General features: G+C 71.5%; 22 protein-coding genes. 15 read left to right on the forward strand and 7 right to left on the reverse strand.

All coding sequences use genetic code 11. The annotated features are described in order from the left end of the window. The first annotated feature begins 13 nt into the window (after nt 1-13). From ACODT0_RS27630 to ACODT0_RS27670, 9 genes are all read left to right on the forward strand, one after another. Nucleotides 14-646 carry an SRPBCC family protein gene (locus tag ACODT0_RS27630; RefSeq protein ID WP_489042802.1) on the forward strand — a complete coding sequence of 211 codons (633 nt, stop codon included), beginning with the start codon at nt 14-16 and terminating at the stop codon, nt 644-646. Between the two features lie 16 nt (nt 647-662). Continuing rightward, complete coding sequence (locus ACODT0_RS27635) at nt 663-1,532, forward strand: FAD binding domain-containing protein (protein ID WP_208509302.1); 870 nt, start codon at nt 663-665, stop codon at nt 1,530-1,532. Next, a complete protein-coding gene (locus tag ACODT0_RS27640; RefSeq protein ID WP_261210874.1) occupies nt 1,532-2,065 on the forward strand; it encodes a (2Fe-2S)-binding protein in 534 nt (177 codons plus the stop codon). The genes ACODT0_RS27635 and ACODT0_RS27640 overlap by 1 nt, the downstream gene beginning before the upstream one ends. Then, nucleotides 2,062-4,449 carry a xanthine dehydrogenase family protein molybdopterin-binding subunit gene (locus ACODT0_RS27645; RefSeq protein ID WP_489042803.1) on the forward strand — a complete coding sequence of 796 codons (2,388 nt, stop codon included), beginning with the start codon at nt 2,062-2,064 and terminating at the stop codon, nt 4,447-4,449. Before ACODT0_RS27640 ends, ACODT0_RS27645 begins: the two co-directional genes overlap by 4 nt. A gap of 74 nt (nt 4,450-4,523) precedes the next feature. Continuing rightward, the gene (locus ACODT0_RS27650; RefSeq protein ID WP_489042804.1) at nt 4,524-5,768 is read left to right on the forward strand and encodes an ABC transporter substrate-binding protein; all 1,245 of its coding nucleotides are present in this window, start codon (nt 4,524-4,526) and stop codon (nt 5,766-5,768) included. A gap of 10 nt (nt 5,769-5,778) precedes the next feature. Then, a complete protein-coding gene (locus ACODT0_RS27655) occupies nt 5,779-6,651 on the forward strand; it encodes a branched-chain amino acid ABC transporter permease (RefSeq protein ID WP_057594262.1) in 873 nt (290 codons plus the stop codon). Between the two features lie 34 nt (nt 6,652-6,685). Further along, nucleotides 6,686-7,702, forward strand: coding sequence for a branched-chain amino acid ABC transporter permease (locus ACODT0_RS27660; RefSeq protein ID WP_489042805.1), 1,017 nt, complete (start codon nt 6,686-6,688; stop codon nt 7,700-7,702). Further along, a complete protein-coding gene (locus ACODT0_RS27665; RefSeq protein WP_261210877.1) occupies nt 7,699-8,457 on the forward strand; it encodes an ABC transporter ATP-binding protein in 759 nt (252 codons plus the stop codon). Before ACODT0_RS27660 ends, ACODT0_RS27665 begins: the two co-directional genes overlap by 4 nt. After that, nucleotides 8,454-9,179, forward strand: a complete 726-nt coding sequence (locus tag ACODT0_RS27670) for an ABC transporter ATP-binding protein (protein ID WP_412179651.1) — start codon at nt 8,454-8,456, stop codon at nt 9,177-9,179. The genes ACODT0_RS27665 and ACODT0_RS27670 overlap by 4 nt, the downstream gene beginning before the upstream one ends. Before the next feature lie 16 nt (nt 9,180-9,195). Here the strand turns inward: ACODT0_RS27670 and ACODT0_RS27675 are convergent, their stop codons facing one another. Further along, the gene (locus tag ACODT0_RS27675; RefSeq protein ID WP_489042806.1) at nt 9,196-10,050 is read right to left on the reverse strand and encodes a fumarylacetoacetate hydrolase family protein; all 855 of its coding nucleotides are present in this window, start codon (nt 10,048-10,050) and stop codon (nt 9,196-9,198) included. Nucleotides 10,051-10,096: 46 nt separating this feature from the next. After that, the gene (locus ACODT0_RS27680) at nt 10,097-11,107 is read right to left on the reverse strand and encodes a VOC family protein (protein WP_489042807.1); all 1,011 of its coding nucleotides are present in this window, start codon (nt 11,105-11,107) and stop codon (nt 10,097-10,099) included. A gap of 128 nt (nt 11,108-11,235) precedes the next feature. On the opposite strand from ACODT0_RS27680, the gene ACODT0_RS27685 reads away from it, so the two are divergent. Both ACODT0_RS27685 and ACODT0_RS27690 read left to right on the forward strand, forming a co-directional pair. Then, entirely contained in the window at nt 11,236-11,940 is a 705-nt protein-coding gene (locus ACODT0_RS27685; protein WP_057594282.1) for a GntR family transcriptional regulator, read from the forward strand. Nucleotides 11,941-12,064: 124 nt separating this feature from the next. Further along, a complete protein-coding gene (locus tag ACODT0_RS27690; protein ID WP_479672250.1) occupies nt 12,065-12,631 on the forward strand; it encodes a DUF4865 family protein in 567 nt (188 codons plus the stop codon). A 102-nt stretch (nt 12,632-12,733) separates the two neighbouring features. On the opposite strand, the gene ACODT0_RS27695 is transcribed toward ACODT0_RS27690, so the two are convergent. Continuing rightward, complete coding sequence (locus tag ACODT0_RS27695; protein ID WP_489042808.1) at nt 12,734-13,597, reverse strand: LysR family transcriptional regulator; 864 nt, start codon at nt 13,595-13,597, stop codon at nt 12,734-12,736. 135 nt (nt 13,598-13,732) lie between these two features. Here ACODT0_RS27695 and ACODT0_RS27700 point away from each other — a divergent pair, with 135 nt between their 5' ends. After that, nucleotides 13,733-14,884: a DSD1 family PLP-dependent enzyme gene (locus ACODT0_RS27700; RefSeq protein ID WP_489042809.1), complete on the forward strand. Its 1,152-nt coding sequence runs from the start codon at nt 13,733-13,735 to the stop codon at nt 14,882-14,884. A gap of 21 nt (nt 14,885-14,905) precedes the next feature. Here the strand turns inward: ACODT0_RS27700 and ACODT0_RS27705 are convergent, their stop codons facing one another. Then, entirely contained in the window at nt 14,906-15,220 is a 315-nt protein-coding gene (locus tag ACODT0_RS27705) for a hypothetical protein (protein ID WP_057594268.1), read from the reverse strand. 368 nt (nt 15,221-15,588) lie between these two features. Continuing rightward, nucleotides 15,589-16,416, reverse strand: a complete 828-nt coding sequence (locus ACODT0_RS27710; protein ID WP_057594269.1) for a crotonase/enoyl-CoA hydratase family protein — start codon at nt 16,414-16,416, stop codon at nt 15,589-15,591. 96 nt (nt 16,417-16,512) lie between these two features. Here ACODT0_RS27710 and ACODT0_RS27715 point away from each other — a divergent pair, with 96 nt between their 5' ends. Both ACODT0_RS27715 and ACODT0_RS27720 read left to right on the forward strand, forming a co-directional pair. Further along, nucleotides 16,513-18,384: a PhoX family protein gene (locus tag ACODT0_RS27715; protein ID WP_489042810.1), complete on the forward strand. Its 1,872-nt coding sequence runs from the start codon at nt 16,513-16,515 to the stop codon at nt 18,382-18,384. A gap of 13 nt (nt 18,385-18,397) precedes the next feature. Beyond that, the gene (locus ACODT0_RS27720) at nt 18,398-18,787 is read left to right on the forward strand and encodes a DUF488 domain-containing protein (RefSeq protein WP_057594271.1); all 390 of its coding nucleotides are present in this window, start codon (nt 18,398-18,400) and stop codon (nt 18,785-18,787) included. Here the strand turns inward: ACODT0_RS27720 and ACODT0_RS27725 are convergent, their stop codons facing one another. After that, complete coding sequence (locus ACODT0_RS27725; protein WP_489042811.1) at nt 18,788-19,396, reverse strand: glutathione S-transferase; 609 nt, start codon at nt 19,394-19,396, stop codon at nt 18,788-18,790. 128 nt (nt 19,397-19,524) lie between these two features. On the opposite strand from ACODT0_RS27725, the gene ACODT0_RS27730 reads away from it, so the two are divergent. Next, nucleotides 19,525-19,983 carry an Lrp/AsnC family transcriptional regulator gene (locus tag ACODT0_RS27730; RefSeq protein WP_261210888.1) on the forward strand — a complete coding sequence of 153 codons (459 nt, stop codon included), beginning with the start codon at nt 19,525-19,527 and terminating at the stop codon, nt 19,981-19,983. Nucleotides 19,984-19,992: 9 nt separating this feature from the next. On the opposite strand, the gene ACODT0_RS27735 is transcribed toward ACODT0_RS27730, so the two are convergent. Then, nucleotides 19,993-20,895 carry an SDR family oxidoreductase gene (locus ACODT0_RS27735; protein WP_057594274.1) on the reverse strand — a complete coding sequence of 301 codons (903 nt, stop codon included), beginning with the start codon at nt 20,893-20,895 and terminating at the stop codon, nt 19,993-19,995. Nucleotides 20,896-20,998 lie beyond the last annotated feature (103 nt).

Consider the following 20,998-nt stretch of genomic DNA (forward strand, 5'->3'; position numbering starts at 1 on the left):
AAAGAGACGACGGATGGAACTGCAAGGCGAACAGTGGATTCCCGCGGGCCGCGAGACGGTCTGGCGTGCCCTCGACGATCCCGAGCTGCTGGCGCGCTGCGTGCCCGGCTGCGAGGAGATCCGCCGGCTCGGCGAGAACGAGATGGAGGCGCGGCTGCTCGCCAAGATCGGCCCGGTGCGCGCGCATTTCAGCGGCCGCATCCGCCGGCTCGACGTGGTCGAGCCGCAGAGCTGCCGCATCGCCTTCGAGGGCAGCGGCGGAGCGGCCGGCATGGCCAAGGGCGAATCGCGCGTCACGCTCGCCACCGAGGGCAACGGCACGCGGCTGAGCTACACGGTCGAGGCGGCCGTCGGCGGCAAGCTGGGGCAGATCGGCGGCCGGCTCGTGAATGCCTCGGCACGCAAGATGGCCGACGAGTTCTTTCTCGCGCTCAATGAGCAGCTCGCGCCCAAGCCCGCGGCGCAGGTGCTCGAAGCCGCGGCGGACATGCCCGAGGCACGGCGCGAACCGGCCCCCACGTTGGCGGCACCCGTGCGCGCCACCACTGCATCGGCCGGCTTCGGCCCCTGGTCCGGCGAACTGCAGCGCCTGCTGTGGCTCGCGATCGGCAGCGGCATCGGCTGGCTCGCGAGCCGCGCGTTCTGAGCCAGGAAAGCCCGCGATGAAAGCCCCCGCCTTCTCCTACCTGCGCGCGCAGAGCCTGGCCCAGACCTCGGCCCTGCTGCGCGAGCACGGCGACGCGGCCCGCGTGCTGGCCGGCGGCCAGACCCTGCTGGCCACGCTCAACATGCGGCTGTCGAAGCCGCAACTGCTGATCGACATCGCCGCCCTGCCCGAGCTGCGCGGCATCGAACTGCGCGGCGACTTCCTGCGCATCGGCGCGCTGGTGCGGCACGTCGACATCGAATGCTCGGAACTGATCGCGCAGCGGCTGCCGCTGCTGTCGCAGGCCGCGCCGCACGTGGCGCATGCGGCGATCCGCAACCGCGGCACGCTCGGCGGCTCGATCGCCTTCGCCGATCCCGCGGCCGAGTGGCCGGCCTGCGCGCTCGCGGCCGATGCCGAGCTGATCGTGAGCGACGGCCAGCGCGAGCGCCGCGTGATGGCCGGCGACTTCTTCATCGACCTCTACCAGACCGACCTGCGCGCGCACGAGGTGCTGGTGGCGCTGGAGTTCCCGCTGCCGGGCCCGGCGCGCCGCTTCGCCTTCGCCGAACTCGCGCGGCGCCATGGCGACTACGCCATCGTGGGCATCGCGCTGGCCGCCGACGTGCACGAGGGCCGGCTGTCCGACCTGCGCATCGCCTTCTTCGGCATGGGCAACACGCCGATGCGCGCGCTCGGCGCCGAGACCCGGCTGGCCGGCACGCAGGCCGACGAAAGCACGCTCGAGGCGGCCGTGCTGAGCCTCGACGAGGACATGCAGCCCGACGCCGACCTGCACAGCAGCGCCGCGGCCAAGCGCCACCTGGCCGGCGTGCTGCTGCGGCGCGCGGTCGAGCGCGTGCTGCAACCGGAGACCGCCCAGTGATGGACACCACCGACACCCACGACCTCCAGCTCGCGGTGCGCATCGAGGTCAACGGCGAGGTGCACGCCTGCCGCGTGGAGCCGCGCCAGCACCTGGTCGACTGGCTGCGCGACGAGCTCGGCCTCAAGGGCACGCGCGTGGGCTGCGAGCACGGCGTGTGCGGCGCCTGCACGGTGCTGATCGACGGCGAGATCGCGCGCGGCTGCCTGGTGCTCGCGGTGCAGGCCGACGGCCGGCGCATCGAGACCATCGAGGGCCTGTCCGACGCCGGCACGCTCGCCGACCTGCAGCGCAGCTTCTCGGCGCGCAATGCCGCGCAGTGCGGCGCCTGCACCTCGGGCATGCTGCTGACCGCGCATGCGCTGCTCGAACGCACGCCCTGCCCGGGCCGCGACACGATCCGCGAACAGATCTCGGGCAACTACTGCCGCTGCACGGGCTACCACGCGATCGTCGACGCGATCGCGCTGGCCGGGCAGGAACGGCAGGCACGATGCGGCGGCTGTAGCGGCGCCGCGGGGAGCGCGGCATGAACGACCTCACCCTCCCCGCGCCGGTGCGTGAGATCGAGGCGCAGCGCTACATCGGCCAGTCGGTCGAGCGGCCCAACATGCAGCGGCTCACGCAGGGCCGCGCGAACTACGTCGACGACCTCGAGCTGCCGCGCATGCTGCACGTGGTCTACCTGCGCAGCCCGCACGCGCATGCGCGCATCGTGCGCATCGATGCCGAGGCGGCGCGCCGCATGCCGGGCATCGCGGCCATCGTCGACGGCCGCCAGCTCGCGGCGGTCTGCGCGCCCTGGGTCGGCACGCTCAAGCACCTGGCGGGCATGCGCTCGCCGCCGCAGCATGCGCTGGCGATCGAGCGCGCCACCTGGCAGGGCGAGGCGGTGCTCGCCATCCTCGGCCGCACCCGGGCCCTGGCCGAGGACGCGCTCGACGCGGTCCAGGTCGAATGGGAGCCGCTGCCCGCGGCGGTGCACATGGACACGGCGCTCGATGCCGCCACGCCGGTGATCCATCCCGAGCTCGGCAGCAACCTGTGCTTCCACCGCGAGATCGACACCGGCGGCGTGGAGGCGGTGTTCGAGGGTGCCGACGTGGTGGTCGAGGACGAGTTCCGCTTCGGCCGCCACACCGGCGTGACGCTGGAACCGCGCGCCGTGCTGGCCGACTTCACGCCCACCGGCCGGCGCCTCGTGGTGCACCACTCGCACCAGGCGCCGCACATGATGGCCGACCTCTATGCGCGCCAGCTCGGCCTGCAGGAGGCCGACGTGCGCGTGGTCTGCCGCGACGTCGGCGGATCCTTCGGCATCAAGGTGCATGCCTATGCCGACGACTTCGCGACGGTGGCGCTCTCGGTGCTGCTGGGGCGGCCCGTCAAGTTCGTCGCCGACCGGCTCGAGTCCTTCGTCACCGACGTGCATGCGCGCGAGCACCGCGTGAAGGCACGGCTCGCGCTGGCGCGCGACGGCCGCATGCTGGCCTTCCAGATCGACGACCTCACGGGCATCGGCCCGTTCTCGATGTTCCCGCGCACCAGCGCGATCGAGGGCAACCAGGTCATCAACATCACGGGCGGCCCCTACAAGCACGCGCACTACAAGGCCACGCTCGATGTCGCCTTCCTCAACAAGGTGCAGACCAGCCAGTACCGCGGCGTCGGCCATCCGATCGCCTGCACCGTGACCGAGGGGCTGGTCGACCTGGCCGCGGCGAAGCTGGGCATCGACCCGCTCGAACTGCGCCGCCGCAACGTGATGGAGGACGGCAGCTATCCGCGCCAGGGTGCCTCGGGCATCCTGCTCGAGGGGCTGTCGCACCAGGCCTGCCTGGACCGCATCGAGACGCTGATGGACTACGGCGCGCTGCGCCGCGAGCAGGCCGCGCTGCGCCAGCGCGGCGTGCACCGCGGCATCGGCCTGGCGGCGCTGATCGAGCTGACCAATCCCGGCCCGGCCTTCTACGGCGTGGGCGGCGCGCACATCGCGGCGCAGGATGGCGCGACCGTGCGGCTCGACCCCACCGGCGTGGTGCACTGCGCCACCGGCGTGGGCGAACAGGGCCAGGGCACCGAGACCATCTTCGCGCAGATCGTGGCCGACACGCTGGGCCTGCCGATGGCCTCGGTGCGCGTGCTGACCGGCGACACCGCGGCCACGCCCTACGGCGGCGGCACCTGGGCCTCGCGCGGCGCGGGCATCGGCGGCGAGGCCGTGCTGCTCGCCAGCCGCGACCTGCGCCGCCACATCCTGGCGCTGGCGGCCGCGCACCTCAAGCGGCCGGCCGAGGGCCTGACGATCGCGCACGGCGAGGTGCGCTGCCTGGCCACCGGCGACACGCTGTCCGACCTGGCCGAGCTCGGCCGGCTCGCGCACTTCCGCCCCGACCTGCTGCCCGCGGGCTTCCAGCCCGAGCTGGTGGTCACGCGCCACTATGCGCAGCGCGACTATCCCTTCGTCTTCACCAACGGCGTGCAGGCCTCTTACGTCGAGGTCGACGTCGACACCGGCTTCGTGCGGCTGCTGCGCCACTGGGTGGTGGAGGACTGCGGGCGCGTGCTCAACCCGATGCTGGTCGACGAGCAGATCCGCGGCGCCGTGGTGCAGGGCATCGGCGGCGTGCTCTACGAGGAATGCCTCTACGACGACCACGGCCTGATGCGCAACGGCAGCATGGCCGACTACCTGGTGCCGATGGCCTTCGAGATGCCCGACATCGAGGTGGCCCACATCGAGACGCCCACGCGCACCTCGCAGCTCGGCGCCAAGGGCGCGGGCGAGGCCGGCACGGCGGGTGCGCCGGCCGCCGTGCTCAACGCGATCAACGATGCGCTGCGGCCCTTCGGCGCCCACGTGTCGGAACAGCCCGTGACCCCCGAGAAGGTGCTGCGCGCCCTCGGGCGCATCTGATCCCCGGCCGCGCGGGCGCTCCCGGGCCCGCGCCTTCATCGCTTGCATTGACCCGAACGACAAGGAGACACGCCATGACCTCGCCCCTCGACCTTCCCTCCCCCTCGCTGCGCCGGCGCACCGTGCTGCAGGCCGCCGGCGGCGCCCTGCTGGCCTCGGGCGCCGCGCTGCCGCTGCGCGCGCTGGCACAGAACGAACCGTTCCGCGTCGGCCTGCCGATCCCGCTGACCGGACCCTTCGCGGCCGAGGCGCGCGCCGTGCAGCAAGGCGCCGAGCTCGCGATCAAGGAGTTCAACGCGGCCGGCGGCCGGCGCGCCGAGCTGCTGGTGCGCGACGACAAGCTCAACCCGCAGGAGGCCGTCACGCGCACGGTCGAGCTGATCGAGAAGGACCGCGCGCACTTCATCGTGGGCTCGGTGTCGGCGGCGGTGCAGCTGTCGGTCAACAACGCGACGAAGCAGCGCAAGATCATCTACAACTCGGTGAGCCAGTCCGACTCGATCAACGAGGCCAAGGACTTCAGCAAGTACACCTTCCACGAGTGCCTGAACCCGCACATGACCGCGGGCGCGGTGGCGCGCTACGCCTTCCCGAAGATGGGCAAGCGCGTGGTGTTCCTCACGGCCGACTACGCCTACGGCCACGAGATGTCGCGCGGCTTCCTCGCGGCCGGCAAGGCCTTCGGCATCGAGGTGCTGGCCGACATCCGCCATCCGCTGGGCCAGACCGACTTCTCGAGCTACTTCCCGCGCATCCTCGCGCTCAAGCCCGACGTGCTGGTGGTCTGCAACTTCGGGCGCGACCAGTCGATCGCCTTCCGCCAGGCCGGCGACTTCGGCGTCAAGCAGAAGTCGAAGATCATCGCGCCGCTCCTGATGCACTCGGGCCGCATGGTCGACGGCCACGAGGTGTATGCCGACATCATCGGCGGCACCGGCTACTACTGGGGCATGGAGGAGAGCACGCCCTCGGCGCGCGCCTTCAACACGGCGTTTCGCGCGGCCAACGGCGGCACCGCGCCGACCGACTACGCGGGCCTGGGCTATGCGGGCGTGCGCAACCTGCTGGCCGCGGCGAAGCAGGCCGGAAGCACCGACAGCGACCGCGTGGCCGAGGCGCTGCAGGCCCTCAAAAGCGACGCCTACAAGGGGCCGACCTACTACCGCGCCTGCGACCACCAGTCGGTGCAGTCGGTGCTGATCGTGGAGTCGAAGCCCGCCGCGCAGGCCAAGGGCAAGGACGACATCTTCCGCATCGTCGCCACCGAGGCGCCCGACGAGGCGCGCATGCGCAGCTGCGCCGAGCTGGGCCACGCCTGAGAGCCTCGCCGTGGAACTCTCCGTCTCCCTGCTGCTCCAGCAGCTCTTCGTGGGCCTGGCGCTCGGTGCCATCTACGTGCTGGTGGCCGTCGGCCTGTCGCTCATCTTCGGGCTGCTGGGCGTTGTCAACTTCGCGCACGGCGCCTTCTACATGCTGGGCGCCTACGTGGCGGTCTACGCCTATGGCCTCACCGGCAGCTTCTGGTGGTGCCTGCTGCTGGTGCCGCTCGCGGTCGGCCTGCTGGGGCTGGTGGCCGAGCGCTGGCTGATCCGGCCGCTGTACGGCCGCGGCGTCGACTACCCGCTGCTGCTGACCTTCGGCCTGGCCTACGTGCTGGTCGACGGCGTGCGCATGGTCTGGGGCGTGCAGGGCGAGGCCTTCGCCACGCCCGAGGCGCTGCGCGGCGCGGTCGACCTGGGCTTCGGCGTGTTCCCGCTCTACCGGCTGTTCCTGCTCGGCCTGTGCGCGGCGCTGCTGCTGGCGCTGTGGCTGTTCATCGAGAAGACGCGCCTGGGCCTGGTGATCCGCGCCGGCGCGCGCGATCCGCTGGTGCTCAAGGTGCTGGGCATCGACGTGGGCCGCGTGTGGCTCCTGATCTTCGGCCTCGGCACCGCGCTCGCGGGCCTGGCCGGGCTGCTGGCGGCGCCGCTGCGCGGGGTGAATCCCGAGATGGGCGGCTCGGTGCTGATCGAGGCCTTCGTGGTCACCGTGATCGGCGGCATGGGCTCGCTGGTCGGCGCCATCGTGGCCGGCCTGCTGGTGGGCGTGGTGGTGGCGATGACCACGCTGTTCCAGCCCGAGCTCGCCGAACTCGCCATCTTCGCGCTGATGGCCGCGGTGTTGATCCTGCGGCCCAACGGGCTGTTCGGCGCGCGCGACTGAAGGCGCGCCCTTCGCTTCCAACGCTTTCCAGACCATGTCCACCACCACTTCCTCCTCCCCGCCCCCGCTGCGTGCGCCGCGCGCCGAAGCCGCCACGGCCCCGGGCGCGCGACGGCTGCGCGAGGCGGCCACGCGCCACCGCGTGCCGCTGAGCATCGCGGTGCTCGCGCTGTTCCCGCTGGTCGTTCCGTTCCACGCGATGGCGATCAACATCCTGCTGTTCGGCCTGTTCGCCGCGGGCTACAACCTGACCTTCGGCTACACCGGCAAGCTGTCGTTCGGCCACGCGGCCTTCTACGGCAGCGGTGCCTACGCCTGCGGCATCCTGATCGCCAGCCACGGCCTGCCCTGGCCGCTGGCCGTGGCGGCGGGCATCGCGCTCGGCGGGCTGGTGGCGCTGGCCATCGGCGCGCTCGCGATCCGCACGCGCGGCATCTACTTCGCGATGGTCACGCTGTCGCTCGCGCAGTGCGTGTACTTCGCGGCCTTCCACGCGACCTCATTGACCGGCGGCGACAACGGCCTGCGCGGCGTGAACGTGCCCACGCTGCGCCTCGGCGGCTGGCAGATCGACCTGCTGCAGCCGCTGAACCGCTACTACTTCATGCTCTGCTTCGTGGCGCTGGCCGTGTGGCTGCTGTCGCGCATCCTGCAGTCGCCGTTCGGCGCGGTGCTCGAGGCGGTGCGCGAGAACGAGCAGCGCGCCCGCGCCTCGGGCTTCGACGTGGAACGCGCCAAGCTGCTGTCCTTCGTGATCTCGGGCCTGTTCTGCGGGCTGGCCGGCGCGCTGACGGCGATCAACCTCGCCACCGTGGGCATCGACACCCTGTCGTACCACACCTCGGGCCAGGTGATGATGGTCACGCTGCTCGGCGGCATGGGCACCTTCTTCGGGCCCTTCGTGGGCGCCGGCGTGTTCCTCGCGATGGAGCATGCGCTGACGGCCGTGACCGAGCGCTGGCAGCTGATCGTCGGGGTGATCTTCATCGCGCTGGTGCTGTTCTTCCCGAAGGGCATCTGGGGCACGCTGCTCGCGAGGATGGAACGATGAGCGCCGAAGCCATCCTCGAGACGCGCGGCCTCACCAAGCGCTTCGGCCAGTTCACCGCCAACGAAGACATCGGCGTGAGCTTCCCGCGCGGGCAGCTCACCGCGATCATCGGTCCCAACGGCGCGGGCAAGTCGACCTTCTTCAACATGGTCTCGGGCGCCTTCGCGCCGAGCGCGGGCGAGATCCGCTTCGACGGCCGCGACATCACCGGGCTGGCCCAGCACCGCTTCGCGCACCTGGGCATCGCCAAGTCGTTCCAGGTGACCAACCTGTTCCCCGACCTCACGGTGCTGGAGAACGTGCGCGTGGCGGTGCAGGCGCTCGACAGCGGCTTCGACTGCTGGCGCCCGCGCGCCGCGCGCCGCGACTGGATCGAGAAGGCCGAGCGGCTGCTCGAGCGGGTGCAACTGCAGGACAAGCGCGGCTTTCGCGCCGAGCGGCTCTCGCACGGCGAGCAGCGCGCGCTCGAGATCGCGGTGGCGCTGGCGAGCGACCCCAAGCTGCTGCTGCTCGACGAGCCCACGGCCGGCATGAGCCCCGAGGAAACGCGCTCGGTGATGGACCTGATCCTGGCGCTGGTGGCCGAACGCACGGTGGCGCTGGTGGAGCACAAGATGAAACTGATCATGGGCGTGAGCGACCGCATCGTGGTGCTGCACCAGGGCCGCCTGCTGGCCCAGGGCAGCCCCGCGGAGATCCGCGCCAACGAGGACGTGCAGCGCGTCTACCTCGGCCACGGAGGGCAACACCGATGACCCCAACGCAACCGCCGCTGCTCGCGGTGCACAAGCTCGAGGCCTGGTACGGCCGCAGCCACATCCTGCAGGGCATCGACCTCGAGGTGCACGCGGGCGAGATCGTCTGCCTGATCGGGCGCAACGGCGCGGGCAAGACCACGATCATGCGCAGCATCATGGGCCTGATGGGCCGCACGCGCGGCAGCGTGCTGTTCGACGGCGTGTCGCTGCTGGGCCTGCCGCCGCACCGGCGCTTCCACCAGGGGCTGGCCTACGTGTTCGAGGAGCGCCGCATCGTGCCCGGGCTCACGGTGCTCGAGAACCTGCGCCTGGGCATCCTGGCCTCGGGCCGGCGCGCGCGCGAGCAGGAGCTGATCGACGAGGTGGCGCAGACCTTTCCGCGCCTCAAGGAGCGGCTCGCGCAGGTGGCGGTCACGATGTCGGGCGGCGAGCAGCAGATGCTGGCGATCGCGCGCGCGATGGTGGCGCACCCCAAGCTGGTGATGCTCGACGAGCCCAGCGAGGGGATCATGCCGGTGCTGGTGGACGAGATGTTCGCGCTGTTCGCGGCCTGGAAGCGCGCCGGCAAGACGCTGCTGCTGGTGGAGCAGAACGTCGAGCTGGCGCTGTCGATCGCGGACCGCGCCTACATCGTCGACCAGGGCTGCATCGCGCACCACGCGGGCGCGGCCGAGCTGCTGGCCGACCGCGAGATCCAGGAGCGCTACTGCTCGGTGTAGCGCGCCCGGGCCTGGTTCAGGCGCCGTCGACCACCGGGTTCGACAGCAGGCCCACGCCCTCGATCTCGACCTCGCAGACGTCGCCGGCCTTCATGAAGACCTGCGGCTTGCGCGCCAGGCCCACGCCCGAGGGCGTGCCCGCGATGATGATGTCGCCGGGCTGCAGCGCGAAGGGCTCGGAGCACACCGACACCAGCGTCGCCACGTCGAAGATCATGTCGCGCGTGTTGGCGTCCTGCAGCACCTGGCCGTTGAGCCGGGTCTGCAGCTTCAGGCCGGCGGCGCCCGCGGGCAGCTCGTCGGCGGTCACGAACTCGGGGCCGAACGAGCCCGAGCGGTCGAAGTTCTTGCCCATCATCCATTGCGCCGACTTGAACTGGTAGTCGCGGATCGAGCCGTCGTTGAACACCGAGTAGCCGGCCACGTGGTCGAGCGCCTGGTCCTTGGCGATGTAGCGGCCGGCCTTGCCGATCACGATGACCAGCTCGCCCTCGTAGTCGAACTGGGTCGAGACGTGCGGGCGCTCGAGCGCCTTGCCGTGGCCCACCCACGAGGAGGCGAAGCGGTGGAACAGCACCGGGTAGGTCGGCGGGTCGAACTTGCTCTCGGCCGCATGGTCGATGTAGTTGAGGCCGACCGCGATCGCCTTGGCGGGCGACTGCACGGGCGGCAGCCAGTCGAGGCCGGCCAGCGGCAGCCGGCTGCGCGCGCTCTCGCCGGCGCGGCGCGCGGCGGCCAGGCCCTCGGGGCCGGCGCGCAGCAGCTCGTCGAGCCGGGCGGGCAGGCCTTCGGCGCTGAGGTTCACGACTTCGTCGCCAAGACGAAGACCGAGGGCGGGCTTGCCGCTGCTTTGAAAGGCCAGGAGGCGCATGGGAGTTCCTTGTGGTGGGTGAAAGAGGAAGAGAAACGCTAAAGGATCAGGCGGCGGGATCGGCGGCCGGCGGCACGGGCTCGATCTCGAAGTTGGTGACGAAGTCCTCGGGCACGCGCGGGCCCCAGGCATAGAAGGAGTCCTCGGGCGGATGGTCGGCGGCGGGCCAGTCGAAGTCGCCGGGCACGAAGTCGATGTCGTACGAATACTCGGAGTAGCTGCCCCAGGGATCGCGCACGTAGTGGAAGTAGTTCGAGCCCAGCACGTGGCGCCCCACGCCCCAGCCGCGCACATGGCCGGCGGCCAGCATCTGCTCCATGCCGCGGCCGACCTCGTCGATGTCGGCCACGTCCCAGCTCAGGTGATGCAGGCCGGGCCCGCCCGACTTGGCCATCGCGACCAGGTGATGGTCGCTGCCGTGCACGCCGTGCATGAAGACGATCAGGTCGCCCGAGCGGTCGGAGACGCGCAGGCCCAGCGCCTCCTCGAAGAAGCGCACCGCCTCGGGCACCTTCGCGCTGAACAGCAGCACGTGCGAGAGCCGGCGCGGGTGCACCTTCGGGATGCGCGCGCGGTTGAGCGACGCGCCCACGCCCGGCGGCGGACGCGGCGCGAGCACCCGTTCGCCCGCGGCCTCGGGCGAGCTCTTGGCGGCCACCACGACCTGCACCGGGAAGCCATCGGGATGCAGCAGCCAGAGACCGGCCTCGCCGCCCTGCCCCGCGCTCAGCGGATGGGCCTCGCAGCGCGGCAGGCTCAGCTGCCGCGCGCGCGCGGCGATGGCGTCGAAGTCCTCCGCGAAGCAGCCGAAGCGCAGGTACTGCAGCTTCTTGGGCTGGCCCGGCGCTTCGTGGAGCGAACCCCAGGCCTGCGGATGGCCGACGGTGTGGAGGTCGAGCCGGTCGCCATCGCGGCGCGGATCAAGGCCGAAGGCGGCATAGAAGCGCTCGGCCTCGGCGAGATCGGGCACGGTGAACACGAAGCGGTCGAGCGAATGCACGGCCTGCAGCGCGGCGCGCGGCGGGTTCTTGACGGTGCGAAGCGAGGAAGCGGTCATGGCGGCTTGTCTCCGGTGGACGGGTGGATCCGTGGTTTTTCGTTCAAATAATATATTATTTATTTAATCATAGATTTAAAAGCCTGCCAAGTATGATCCGGGCCAACGCCACGGCGCGAAAGGACGCGATGAACGAGAAGACCAAGGGCATGAGCCAGACCCGGCTGGTGTTCACCCACCTGCGCGCCGCGATCGTCGGCGGCCGCCTGCTGCCCGACGCCAAGCTCAACATCGCCGCGCTGGCCGAGGAGCTCGACGTGAGCGCGGGCGCGGTGCGCGAGGGGCTGGCGATGCTCGAGGCCGAGTCGCTGGTGGTGTCGGAGCCCGCGCGCGGTTTCCGGGTCAGCCCGATCTCCGAGCCCGAACTCGAGGACCTGGTGCAGGCGCGCATCGAGATCGAGAAGCTCTGCCTGGCCGAGGCGATCCGCCATGGCGGCCTCGAATGGGAAGGCCGCGTGGTGTCGGCCCACCACCGGCTGTCGCGGCTGGCCGAGCTGCAGCACGAGCTGCCGCAGACCCTGCTCAGCGAGGACTGGACCGCCGCCCATGCCGAGTTCCACCATGCGCTGGTGAGCGGCTGCCCCAACGGCTGGCTGTTGCGCATGCACCTGATGCTCTACCAGCAGAGCGAGCGCTACCGGCAGCTGTCGGCGCCGCTGGGCGGCGACCGGCGCGACGTGCGCGGCGAGCACCAGGCGCTGGTCGACGCGGTGCTCGGCAAGGACGTGCAGGCCGCGCAGGCGCTGATCACGGAGCATCTGCAGACCACGGGGCGCCTGCTGGTCGAGGGCCTGCGCGCGCGGGCGCCTAAGGCGGCGAAGCGCCGCGCCTAGCTGCGCGGCAACGACGCGACGATTGCGCCGCCACATCACAGCTATATCGCGCGGCCCCTTCAACCGGCCCGCCCGGCATCGCAAGCTCGCTGCATCTTCAACAAAGCATGCAAGGAGCGACACGATGTTCGCGATGCAGTACTCGCACCGGCTGCCGGCCGGCCACGACATGGAAGCCATCCGCCGCCGCGCGGCGCAGCGCGGCCCGCTGTGGGACCACACCGAGGGCCTGGTGTTCAAGGCCTTCGTCGCGCAGGAGCGCGGCCGGCACCGGGCCGTCGGCCACCTCTACGCCTCGGTCTACCTGTGGCGCGAGCCCGCGGCCGCGGCTTCGTTCCTGATGGGCGAGCGCTTCCAGAACGTGATCGACAGCTTCGGCCGGCCGCGCGTGGAGAGCTGGCTGCCGCTCGATGCGCGCGCCGGCGCGGCGCGCACCGAACGCGCGGCCTGGCTGCGGCGCAGCGAACGCGCGCTCGATGCCGATGCCGATCGCGCGGCGGTGTTCGCCGCGCAGTCCCGCGAGCCGGAGGCGGGCGTGGTCGCGACCTGGAGCGCGCTCGACCTCGCCGCCTGGCGGATCGTGCGCTTCACGCTGCTGACGGACGCGCCCGAGGCGCCCGATGCGGGCGATGGCGACGCGATCTACGAAGTGCTGCACCTCGCGAAGCCGGGCCTGGAGACGCTGCCATGACCACCGCCTTCGACCTGCTCGCGGGCCATCTGCTGGCCGTGCTCTCTAGCGCCGCCGTGCTGGCGATGGCCACCGCCGTGGCGGCCATCGCCCTGCGCGCGCTCAGCGCGTGAGGCCGCCGGCCGTCGCGCGCATCGCGTCCGACAGCGACTTCAGGGCGCGCCGCGCCGGCGCATCGGACACGCCCGCATGCAGCACCACGTCGCGCGCGGGCAGCGGCGGCAGGCCCAGCACCGGGCCGACCTCGATCGTGCCGGCCGGCGCCACGCGGCGCCCGAGCGCGGCCACCGCGAGTCCGGCCGAGACGGCCGCGCCCACCGTGAGGATGCCGCCACCCACGAACACCTCGGACCAGGGCACGCCGCCCTGCGCCAGCGCCGTGACGGCCATCTGCCGCACGCTGCAGGGCTCGGCCTGCGTCGCCAGCGGCAACGGCTCGCCCGAGCGATGCGCGAAGTCGGGCGCGGCCATCCAGCCGAAGGGCTCCTCGAACAGCACCTCGCCGTCGAGCCGGCGGCTGTCGTGGCGCAGCACCAGCACGGCATCGAGCGTGCCGCGGTCGAAGGCCTCGAGCAGTTCGCGCGAGGTGGAGATGCGCACCTCCATCACCACGCCGGGCTCGGCCTGCTTCACGCGGCGCAGCAGCAGCGGCAGCTCGGCGCCGACGATGTGGTGGCTCAGGCCCACCACCAGCCTGCGGCGCGGCGCCGCGAAGGCATCGAGCGCGCCGCTGTGCGCGGCCAGCAGGTTGCGCGCGAAGGGCAGGAAGGCATCGCCCTCGGCCGACAGCCGCACGCGGCGCGGCGTGCGCTCGAGCAGCCGGCGGCCCAGGCCGTCCTCGAGCCGCTTGATGCGCAGGCTCACGGCCGACTGGGTACCGTCGAGCGCCTCGGCCGCGCGCGTGAAGCTGCGCAGGTCGGCCACCAGCACGAAGGCCTGCACGGCCTCGATGTCGAGCGCCTTCATCGCGCGCGCCCGTCGAAGGCTGGGGGATCGGTGGGGACGATGGAAGGCGCGCTCATTTCGATGCGATCATTTCACAAGGCATTCGCCCGCGTGTTCCGGCGCGGCACATCGACCCTCCACAGAAAGAGACATCCCGTGTCCCTCGAAACCCACTCCCCCGTCAATGCGCCGCTGATCGGCGTGCCCGGCGGCCGCCAGCAGCTCGACACGCCGGCGCTGCTGATCGACCTCGGCGCGATGACGCGCAACATCGAGCGCATGGCCGCCTTCGCGCGCTCGCGCGGCGTGGGGCTGCGGCCGCACGTGAAGACGCACAAGTCGGTGGCGATCGCGCGCATGCAGGTCGCGGCCGGCGCCATCGGCGTGAGCTGCGTGACGGTGGGCGAGGCCGAGGTGATGGTCGCGGGCGGCATCCCGGGCGTGCTGCTGACCTCGCCCGCGGTCACGCCGAGCAAGATCGCGCGCGTGCTCAAGCTCGCGCGCCAGGCCGGCCCCGGCGGGCTGATGGTGGTGATCGACGATCCGCGCAATGCCGCCGAACTCGCGCGCGCCGCGGCCGCCCTGCCCCATCCGCTCGACGTGCTGGTCGACTACGGCGCGGGCTACAACCGCACCGGCGCGGCCACCGAAGCCCAGGTGCTGGCGCTGGCCGCGGCGATCGCGGCCGAGCCGCGGCTGCGGCTGCGCGGACTGCAGGCCTATGCGGGCAACCTGCAGCACATCGTGGAGCGCGAACATCGCAGCGCCTCGGCCGCGGGCCTGCGCCGGACGGTGGCGCAGATCGTGGCCGCTGCCGAGCGCCAGGGCCTGCGCTTCGAGATCGTGACCGGGGCCGGCACCGGCACCCACGACCTCGATGCGCAGGGCGACGGCTTCACCGAGCTGCAGGCCGGCTCGTACGTGTTCATGGATGCCGAGTACGCGCAGGTGCTGGCCGGCAATGCGCCGGCACAGGCCTTCGAGGTCTCGCTGTTCGTGCAGGCCGCGGTGGTCAGCACGCAGGCGGCCGACTGGGTCACGGTGGACGGCGGCACCAAGTGCTTCGCCACCGACAGCGGCGTGCCGCTGGTGGCGCGCGGCGCCGGCACGGGCAGCCGCTATGCCTTCTTCGGCGACGAGCACGGCAAGCTGCTGGTGCCGCCCGACGAACGCCCGGCGCTGGGCGCGCGCGTCGAGTTCGTGACGCCGCACTGCGACCCGACCGTGAACCTGCACGACGTCTACCACGTGGTCGAGGACGACACGCTGGTCGCCATCTGGCCGGTGGATGCGCGCGGGAAGCGCTGAGGAAGAGAAGGAAGAAGCCGCTCAGACGCGCGGCAGCGCGGCGAGGTAGGTCGACACCACGATCGCCGCCGCGCGGTCGAGCTGCAGGATGTCCGCCACCTCGAAGGCATGCGGCGCGGTGCGGCCGGTGGCGCCCAGCGGCTTGCGGATCTCGACCAGCACCTCCGCCGCCAGTTCGCGGTCGCTGCGCGGACGGCCGTCGGCATGCATCACCCAGGCGTCGACGTCGTCCATCGCGATCGTGCGGAACACGCCGACGATCGGGACGTACTTGTAGCGATCCTCGCCCACGAGGATGGGGACGTTGAGATTGCAGAAAAACGTGGTCGTCGACATGCAGGGTCGCTGCCGCTTGGCAAGGTTCTTTTAGTAATTGATGACAGTGATACGAAGGATTTCCCGCGACTGGCGTGTACAGAGCATCGGGTCGTGACCTAGTGCACACAATGAGACCCAAAGAGGCTCATTGCACCAAAACGAATACTTACATTTTACATGATCGTAAATCTTTGTGTCAGATCGGCATCAATTTGTTAATTGTTTGAGCCAAAAAGATCACACTCGACGGTCATGAGGCACCGGCCCGGCCGGCGAACGCGCAGGCGCGCGCCGCGGCGCCGGGCGCGTCGCGTGCAAGGGCCACCCGCCTCGCGCGGCGGTGCCGGTGAATGTCCCCCGGGGGGTATCGCGGTCGTTGCGCTCGCTCAGCCGGGCGAGGCGAAACGCGGCGCGCGCCGCTCGATGTTGGCGCGCACCGCCTCGACCTGGTTCGGGCTGCCGATCAGCGCCTGCTGCTCCACCGACTCGGCGATCAGGAGCTCGGCCGCGCTGTGCGCCAGCGAGGCATTGAGCAGCCGCTTGCCGGCGCGGATCGCGTCGGGGCTCTTGAGCGCGATCTCGTGCGCCATCGCGAGCGCCTCGGCCAGCGGATCGGCCGAAAGGCGCGTGGCGAAGCCCAGCTGCAGCGCCTCCTCGCCCGAGAACACGCGGCCGGTGTAGGTAAGCTCGCGCACCACGTCGCTGCGCGCGAGTTCGCGCATCAGCACCATGCCGCCCATGTCGGGCACCAGGCCCCACTTGATCTCCATCACCGACAGCCTGGTGTCGGGCGCGACGATGCGGATGTCCGCGCCCAGCGCCACTTGCAGGCCGCCGCCGAAGGCCACGCCATGCACCGCGGCAATCACCGGCACCGGCACCTCGCGCCACACCATCGCGACCTGCTGCGCGGCATTCGCGAGGCCGTGCGTGCGCGCCACCAGCCCGGCGCCGCCGGCCGACTGGCCCAGCACCTCGCCGGCCGTGCCCTGCTCCATGCGCTGGAACGAAGCCATGTCCAGGCCCGCGCAGAAGGCCTTGCCGCGCCCGGCGATCACCACCGCGCGCACCGTGGCGTCGGCGCGCAGCGATTCGCCGGCGGCGATCAGCGCATCGAACATCGCGGGGTCGAGCGCGTTCATCTTGTCGGCGCGGTCCAGCTGCAGTTCCACCACGCCGTCGGGGTGGCGGATCGTTTCGATGCGTTCGGTCATGCGGTGTGTCTCCTGGGGTCGTTGGCAAAGTATCGCGCGCCGCGGTGCTCGGCGATGATGGCGGCTGTCGCCGACCCAACACCCGCACCGCCTTTCATGTCCCTCGACCGCCGCCGCTTCCTGCAATCGGGCACCGCCGCCGTGGTGGCGCTGCTGGCCCGGCACCCTGCCGGGGCCACCAAGCCCACGCTGTCCATCGAAGGCAGGGAAGCGCTGGGCTTCACGGCCGTGCCGGCCTCGCTGCGCGATGCGGTCGTGGTGCCCCCCGAGTACGAATGGCACCTGCTCTACCCCTGGGGCACGCCCACCGGCATCGCGGGTCAGCCGATGCCCGCCTTCGCGCCCGACGGCGGCAACAGCGCGGCCGACCAGGCGCTGCAGGCCGGCATGCACCACGACGGCATGCACTTCTTTCCGCTCGCCACGCCCGGACGCGCACTGCTCGTGATGAACCACGAGTACACCGACGAGCAGCTGCTGCATGCCGACGGCGCGAAGGAATGGAATGCACGGAAGGTGCGCAAGTCGCTGCATGCGATGGGCGTGTCGGTGATCGAGATCGCGCGCACGCCCGAGGGCGGCTGGCGCCAGGTGCTGCCCTCGCCCTATGCCCGCCGCGTGCACGGCAACACGCCGATGCGCATCGCCGGCCCGGCCGCGGGTTCGCCGCGCCTGCGCACCGCGCTCGATCCGGCCGGCACCGAGGCGCTCGGCACCTTCGCCAACTGCGCGATGGGCGTCACGCCCTGGGGCACCTACCTCACCTGCGAGGAGAACTTCCACGGCTACTTCGGCGGCCCGAAGGAGGCGGCCAAGGACGCCACGCCCGCGCAGCGCCGCTACGGCACGGTGGCGGGCTCGCAATGGGTCGAGTACTGGCGCTTCGACGAGCGCTTCGACCTGAGCCGCCATCCCAACGAGCCGCACCGCTTCGGCTGGGTGGTCGAGATCGATCCCTTCGATCCCGCCGCGAAGCCCGTCAAGCGCACCGCGCTGGGCCGCAAGCGCCAGGAGAGCGCGACCTGCACCGTGACCAGGGACGGCCGCGTGGCGGTCTACATGGGCGACGACGCGCGCTTCGAATACATCTACAAGTACCTGAGCACCGACCGCATCGCGCCCGCCGGCGAGGGCTCGCGCGCGGCGGCCAACGCGCGGCTGCTCGACGAGGGCACGCTGTACGTCGCGCGCTTCGACGCCGACGGCCGCGGCCGCTGGATCGAGCTCGTGCACGGCCGCCACGGGCTCGATGTCGCGGCCGGCTTCGCCGACCAGGCCGAGGTGCTGGTCCATGCGCGGCTCGCGGCCGACGTGGTGGGCGGCACGAAGATGGACCGCCCCGAGTGGATCGCGATCAGCCCCGGCGGCGAGGTCTACGTCACGCTCACCAACAACAGCCAGCGCGGCGACCTCGGCAAGCCCGGCCCCGATGCCGCGAACCCGCGCGCAGACAACCTGTTCGGCGGCATCCTGCGCTGGCGCGAGGACGACGGCGACGCGGCGAGCGCGGGCTTCGCCTGGGAGCATTTCGTGCTCGCGGGCGACACCGCGCAGCCCGGCAGCGGCGCGCGCTACCCGAGCGCCGACGCCGACCTGTTCGGCAGCCCCGACGGCCTGCACTTCGACAGCGGCGGCCTGCTGTGGATCCAGACCGACATGAGCGGCCAGCTGATCGGCAAGCCGCCCTACACCGCCCTGGGCAACAACCAGATGCTGGTGGCCGACCCGGCCACGGGCCGCATCAAGCGCTTCCTGACCGGGCCCAGCGGCTGCGAGATCACGGGCTGCGTGGTCGCGCCCGACCGCCGCGCGCTGTTCGTCAACGTCCAGCATCCGGGCGAGTCGCGCGACGACGGCAGCGCCACGCACAACAGCGCCTGGCCCGACGGCACCGCGCCGGGCAGCGCGCGGCCGCGCTCGGCCACGCTGGCGATCCGGCGGCGCGACGGCGGCATCGTCGGTACCTAGAGGAGACCCATCCATGAGCATCCGCATCGTTCGACTCGGCACGCCGCGCAGCCCCGGCGAAGGCCTGCGCGTGGGCACCGTGCGGCGCCCGCCGCGTGGCGTGCCCAAGAGCGAATTCGCGTCGCAGGACTGGTACGACGTCTGGTACCCGAACCTCGCGCCTTCGACCGAGACCATGAAGCTGGGCCAGGCCGCGCAGACGCCGGCCGAGTGGACGGCCTTCATGCGCAAGTACAAGGCCGAGATGGCCGAGGCCGACGCGAGCCGCAGCCTCGACCTGCTCGCGGCGCTCTCGCACCGGACCGCGCTGGCCGTGGGCTGCTACTGCGAGGACGAGTCGCGCTGCCACCGCTCGCTGCTGCGCGGCCTGCTGGCCGAGCGCGGCGCCGACATCGCGGCCTGATCAGAGCTGCGGCAGCGCCGCGAACACCGGCAGGGCCTCGGCGCGCGCGGCATGGGCCGCCAGTGCCGGGCAACGCGCGGGTGCCACCAGCTCGGGCAGCATCAGCTGCGTGAACGACCAGGCCACGGCCGCCGAGACGGCGTCCTGCGTCAGCGCCGCTTCTTCGGCGGTCCACGGCGCCACCGCCACCTCGCGCTCGAGTTCGTCATAGGCCGCCAGCAATTGCCCCAGCACCCGGTCCACCCAGGGCTGATGCAGCTTCTCGGCCGGCCGGAGGTTGCGCTCGTAGACGATCTGCACCGTCTTCTCGCAGGCCGCGAGCGCGAGCCCCGTGAGGCGCAGCGCGCGCAGCCGCGCCGCCGCCTCGGCCGGCCACAGGCTGCGGCCGGCGAGGAACTCGGCGTACTCGACGATCAGGGTCGAATCCATCAGCACCGCGCCGTCGTCGAGCACCAGCGTCGGCGCCTTGACCACCGGGTTGATCGCGCGGAACTGCTCGAAGGTGCTGAACACCGAGAGCGAGCGATGTTCGAAGGAAATGCCCAGCAGCCGCAGCGAGACGGCGGTGCGGCGCACATAGGGCGAGTCGAGCATGCCGACGAGTTGCATCGAAGGTTCCTCCTTGGGTCTTGAACGAAGCCACGACCTTAGCGGCGCCTGCGCGCGCGGGCCACGGGCATTCATCGAAAATCGGCGCTCCCGGCCGATGGACCATCGGTGCCCCCTCTTCTCATCGCATGGACATCGACAAGAAAGACCGCCTGATCCTCGAAGCCCTGCAGGCCGACGCGCGCCAGAGCCTCGCGGCGCTGGGCAAGCGCATCGGCCTGTCGCAGCCGGCCATGAGCGAGCGCGTGCGCAAGCTCGAGGACGCGGGCGTGATCGAGGGCTACGGCGCGCGCGTCAACCTGCGCGCGCTCGGCGTGGGGCTGCAGGCCATCATCCGCATCGACACCACGCATGCGGGCATCGCGCGCTACCTGAAGCTGTTCGAGCAGATGCCCGAGGTGCTGAGCGCCGACCGCGTGACCGGCGAGGACTGCTTCATCGTGCGCTGCGCGATCGCCGAGCCGGCCGAGCTCGAGCGCGTGGTGGACGCGCTCGCGGTCGACGGCGCGGTCACCACCTCGCTGGTGCTGTCGAGCCCCGTGAACAAGCACGTCACCGTGCACGCGGCGAAGCCGCCGAGGAAGTAGCGCGCAGGCTCAGCGCTGCGTCTTGTCCTTCTGGTTCTGCGCCTCGATGCGCTCGCGCGCGGCCAGCCAGTCGCCGTCGCTCCACTGGCGCAGCTCGTAGAAGTTGCCGCCGTTGGCCAGCGCGTTGGCGCCGTCCATCATGATGCTCTGGCCCGTGAGCCAGTCGCACTGGCCCGGCGACATCAGGAAGGCCGCGAGGTTCTGCAGCTCGCTCATGCGGCCGGTGCGCGCCATCGGGCTCATCGCGATGGTGCGCGCGCCGGGCTCCTCGCCGGGGTTCAGGCGCTTGCTCATGCCCTCGGTCGGGATCTCGCCCGGGCCCACGGCATTGAGCCGCACACCGTAGCGCGCCCACTCCACCGCGAGCGACTTGGTCATCACCTCGATGCCGGCCTTGCTCATCGCCGAGGGCACCACGTAGGGGCTGCCGTTGTCGACCCAGGTCACGATGATGCTCATCACGCTGCGGAAGGCATCGCCGGCCTTCCACTGGCCCGACTTGGCCTCGGCCACCCAGCGCTTGCCCACGGCCTGCGTGACGTAGAAGCTGCCGTGGAAGACGATGTTCGCGATCGCGTCGAAGGCGCGCGGCGAGAGGCTCTCGGTCGGCGAGACGAAGTTGCCGGCCGCGTTGTTCACCAGGCCGGTGAGGCCGCCGCTCTGCCAGAGGCTCTCGACCATCTCGTCCACGCTCTGGGCGACGCGGATGTCGACGCCGAAGGTGTCGATGCGCCGTTCGGGAAACTGCTGGCGCCACTCGGCCGCGGTCTCCTCGCAGACCGACTGGCGCCGGCCGCAGATCGCGATGTCGGCGCCCAGGCCGAGGAAGCGCTCGGCCATCGCGCGGCCGAGCCCGGTGCCGCCGCCGGTCACGAGGATGCGCTGGCCGCTCATGAGGGAAGGTTGGAACATGCGTCGTCTCCTGGAGGTTTGCCTGACGGCGGCCATGCTACGCGCGGCGGGCGGCGCGCGCATCGGGGGCCGGGTCGCGGGCGCGACGCGGGGCTGGGGCGAG

The organism is Variovorax sp. FG153, assembly GCF_057809595.1.

Coding starts and splice junctions, on each gene's coding strand:
- ACODT0_RS27725 (WP_489042811.1), bottom strand. CDS start 19,396: ATGCAACTCGTCGGCATGCTCGACTCGCCCTATGTGCGCCGCACCGCC.
- ACODT0_RS27720 (WP_057594271.1), top strand. CDS start 18,398: ATGAGCATCCGCATCGTTCGACTCGGCACGCCGCGCAGCCCCGGCGAA.
- ACODT0_RS27715 (WP_489042810.1), top strand. CDS start 16,513: ATGTCCCTCGACCGCCGCCGCTTCCTGCAATCGGGCACCGCCGCCGTG.
- ACODT0_RS27665 (WP_261210877.1), top strand. CDS start 7,699: ATGAGCGCCGAAGCCATCCTCGAGACGCGCGGCCTCACCAAGCGCTTC.
- ACODT0_RS27685 (WP_057594282.1), top strand. CDS start 11,236: ATGAACGAGAAGACCAAGGGCATGAGCCAGACCCGGCTGGTGTTCACC.
- ACODT0_RS27710 (WP_057594269.1), bottom strand. CDS start 16,416: ATGACCGAACGCATCGAAACGATCCGCCACCCCGACGGCGTGGTGGAA.
- ACODT0_RS27630 (WP_489042802.1), top strand. CDS start 14: ATGGAACTGCAAGGCGAACAGTGGATTCCCGCGGGCCGCGAGACGGTC.
- ACODT0_RS27680 (WP_489042807.1), bottom strand. CDS start 11,107: ATGACCGCTTCCTCGCTTCGCACCGTCAAGAACCCGCCGCGCGCCGCG.
- ACODT0_RS27670 (WP_412179651.1), top strand. CDS start 8,454: ATGACCCCAACGCAACCGCCGCTGCTCGCGGTGCACAAGCTCGAGGCC.
- ACODT0_RS27660 (WP_489042805.1), top strand. CDS start 6,686: ATGTCCACCACCACTTCCTCCTCCCCGCCCCCGCTGCGTGCGCCGCGC.
- ACODT0_RS27695 (WP_489042808.1), bottom strand. CDS start 13,597: ATGAAGGCGCTCGACATCGAGGCCGTGCAGGCCTTCGTGCTGGTGGCC.
- ACODT0_RS27635 (WP_208509302.1), top strand. CDS start 663: ATGAAAGCCCCCGCCTTCTCCTACCTGCGCGCGCAGAGCCTGGCCCAG.
- ACODT0_RS27735 (WP_057594274.1), bottom strand. CDS start 20,895: ATGTTCCAACCTTCCCTCATGAGCGGCCAGCGCATCCTCGTGACCGGC.
- ACODT0_RS27640 (WP_261210874.1), top strand. CDS start 1,532: ATGGACACCACCGACACCCACGACCTCCAGCTCGCGGTGCGCATCGAG.
- ACODT0_RS27705 (WP_057594268.1), bottom strand. CDS start 15,220: ATGTCGACGACCACGTTTTTCTGCAATCTCAACGTCCCCATCCTCGTG.
- ACODT0_RS27690 (WP_479672250.1), top strand. CDS start 12,065: ATGTTCGCGATGCAGTACTCGCACCGGCTGCCGGCCGGCCACGACATG.
- ACODT0_RS27650 (WP_489042804.1), top strand. CDS start 4,524: ATGACCTCGCCCCTCGACCTTCCCTCCCCCTCGCTGCGCCGGCGCACC.
- ACODT0_RS27645 (WP_489042803.1), top strand. CDS start 2,062: ATGAACGACCTCACCCTCCCCGCGCCGGTGCGTGAGATCGAGGCGCAG.
- ACODT0_RS27730 (WP_261210888.1), top strand. CDS start 19,525: ATGGACATCGACAAGAAAGACCGCCTGATCCTCGAAGCCCTGCAGGCC.
- ACODT0_RS27675 (WP_489042806.1), bottom strand. CDS start 10,050: ATGCGCCTCCTGGCCTTTCAAAGCAGCGGCAAGCCCGCCCTCGGTCTT.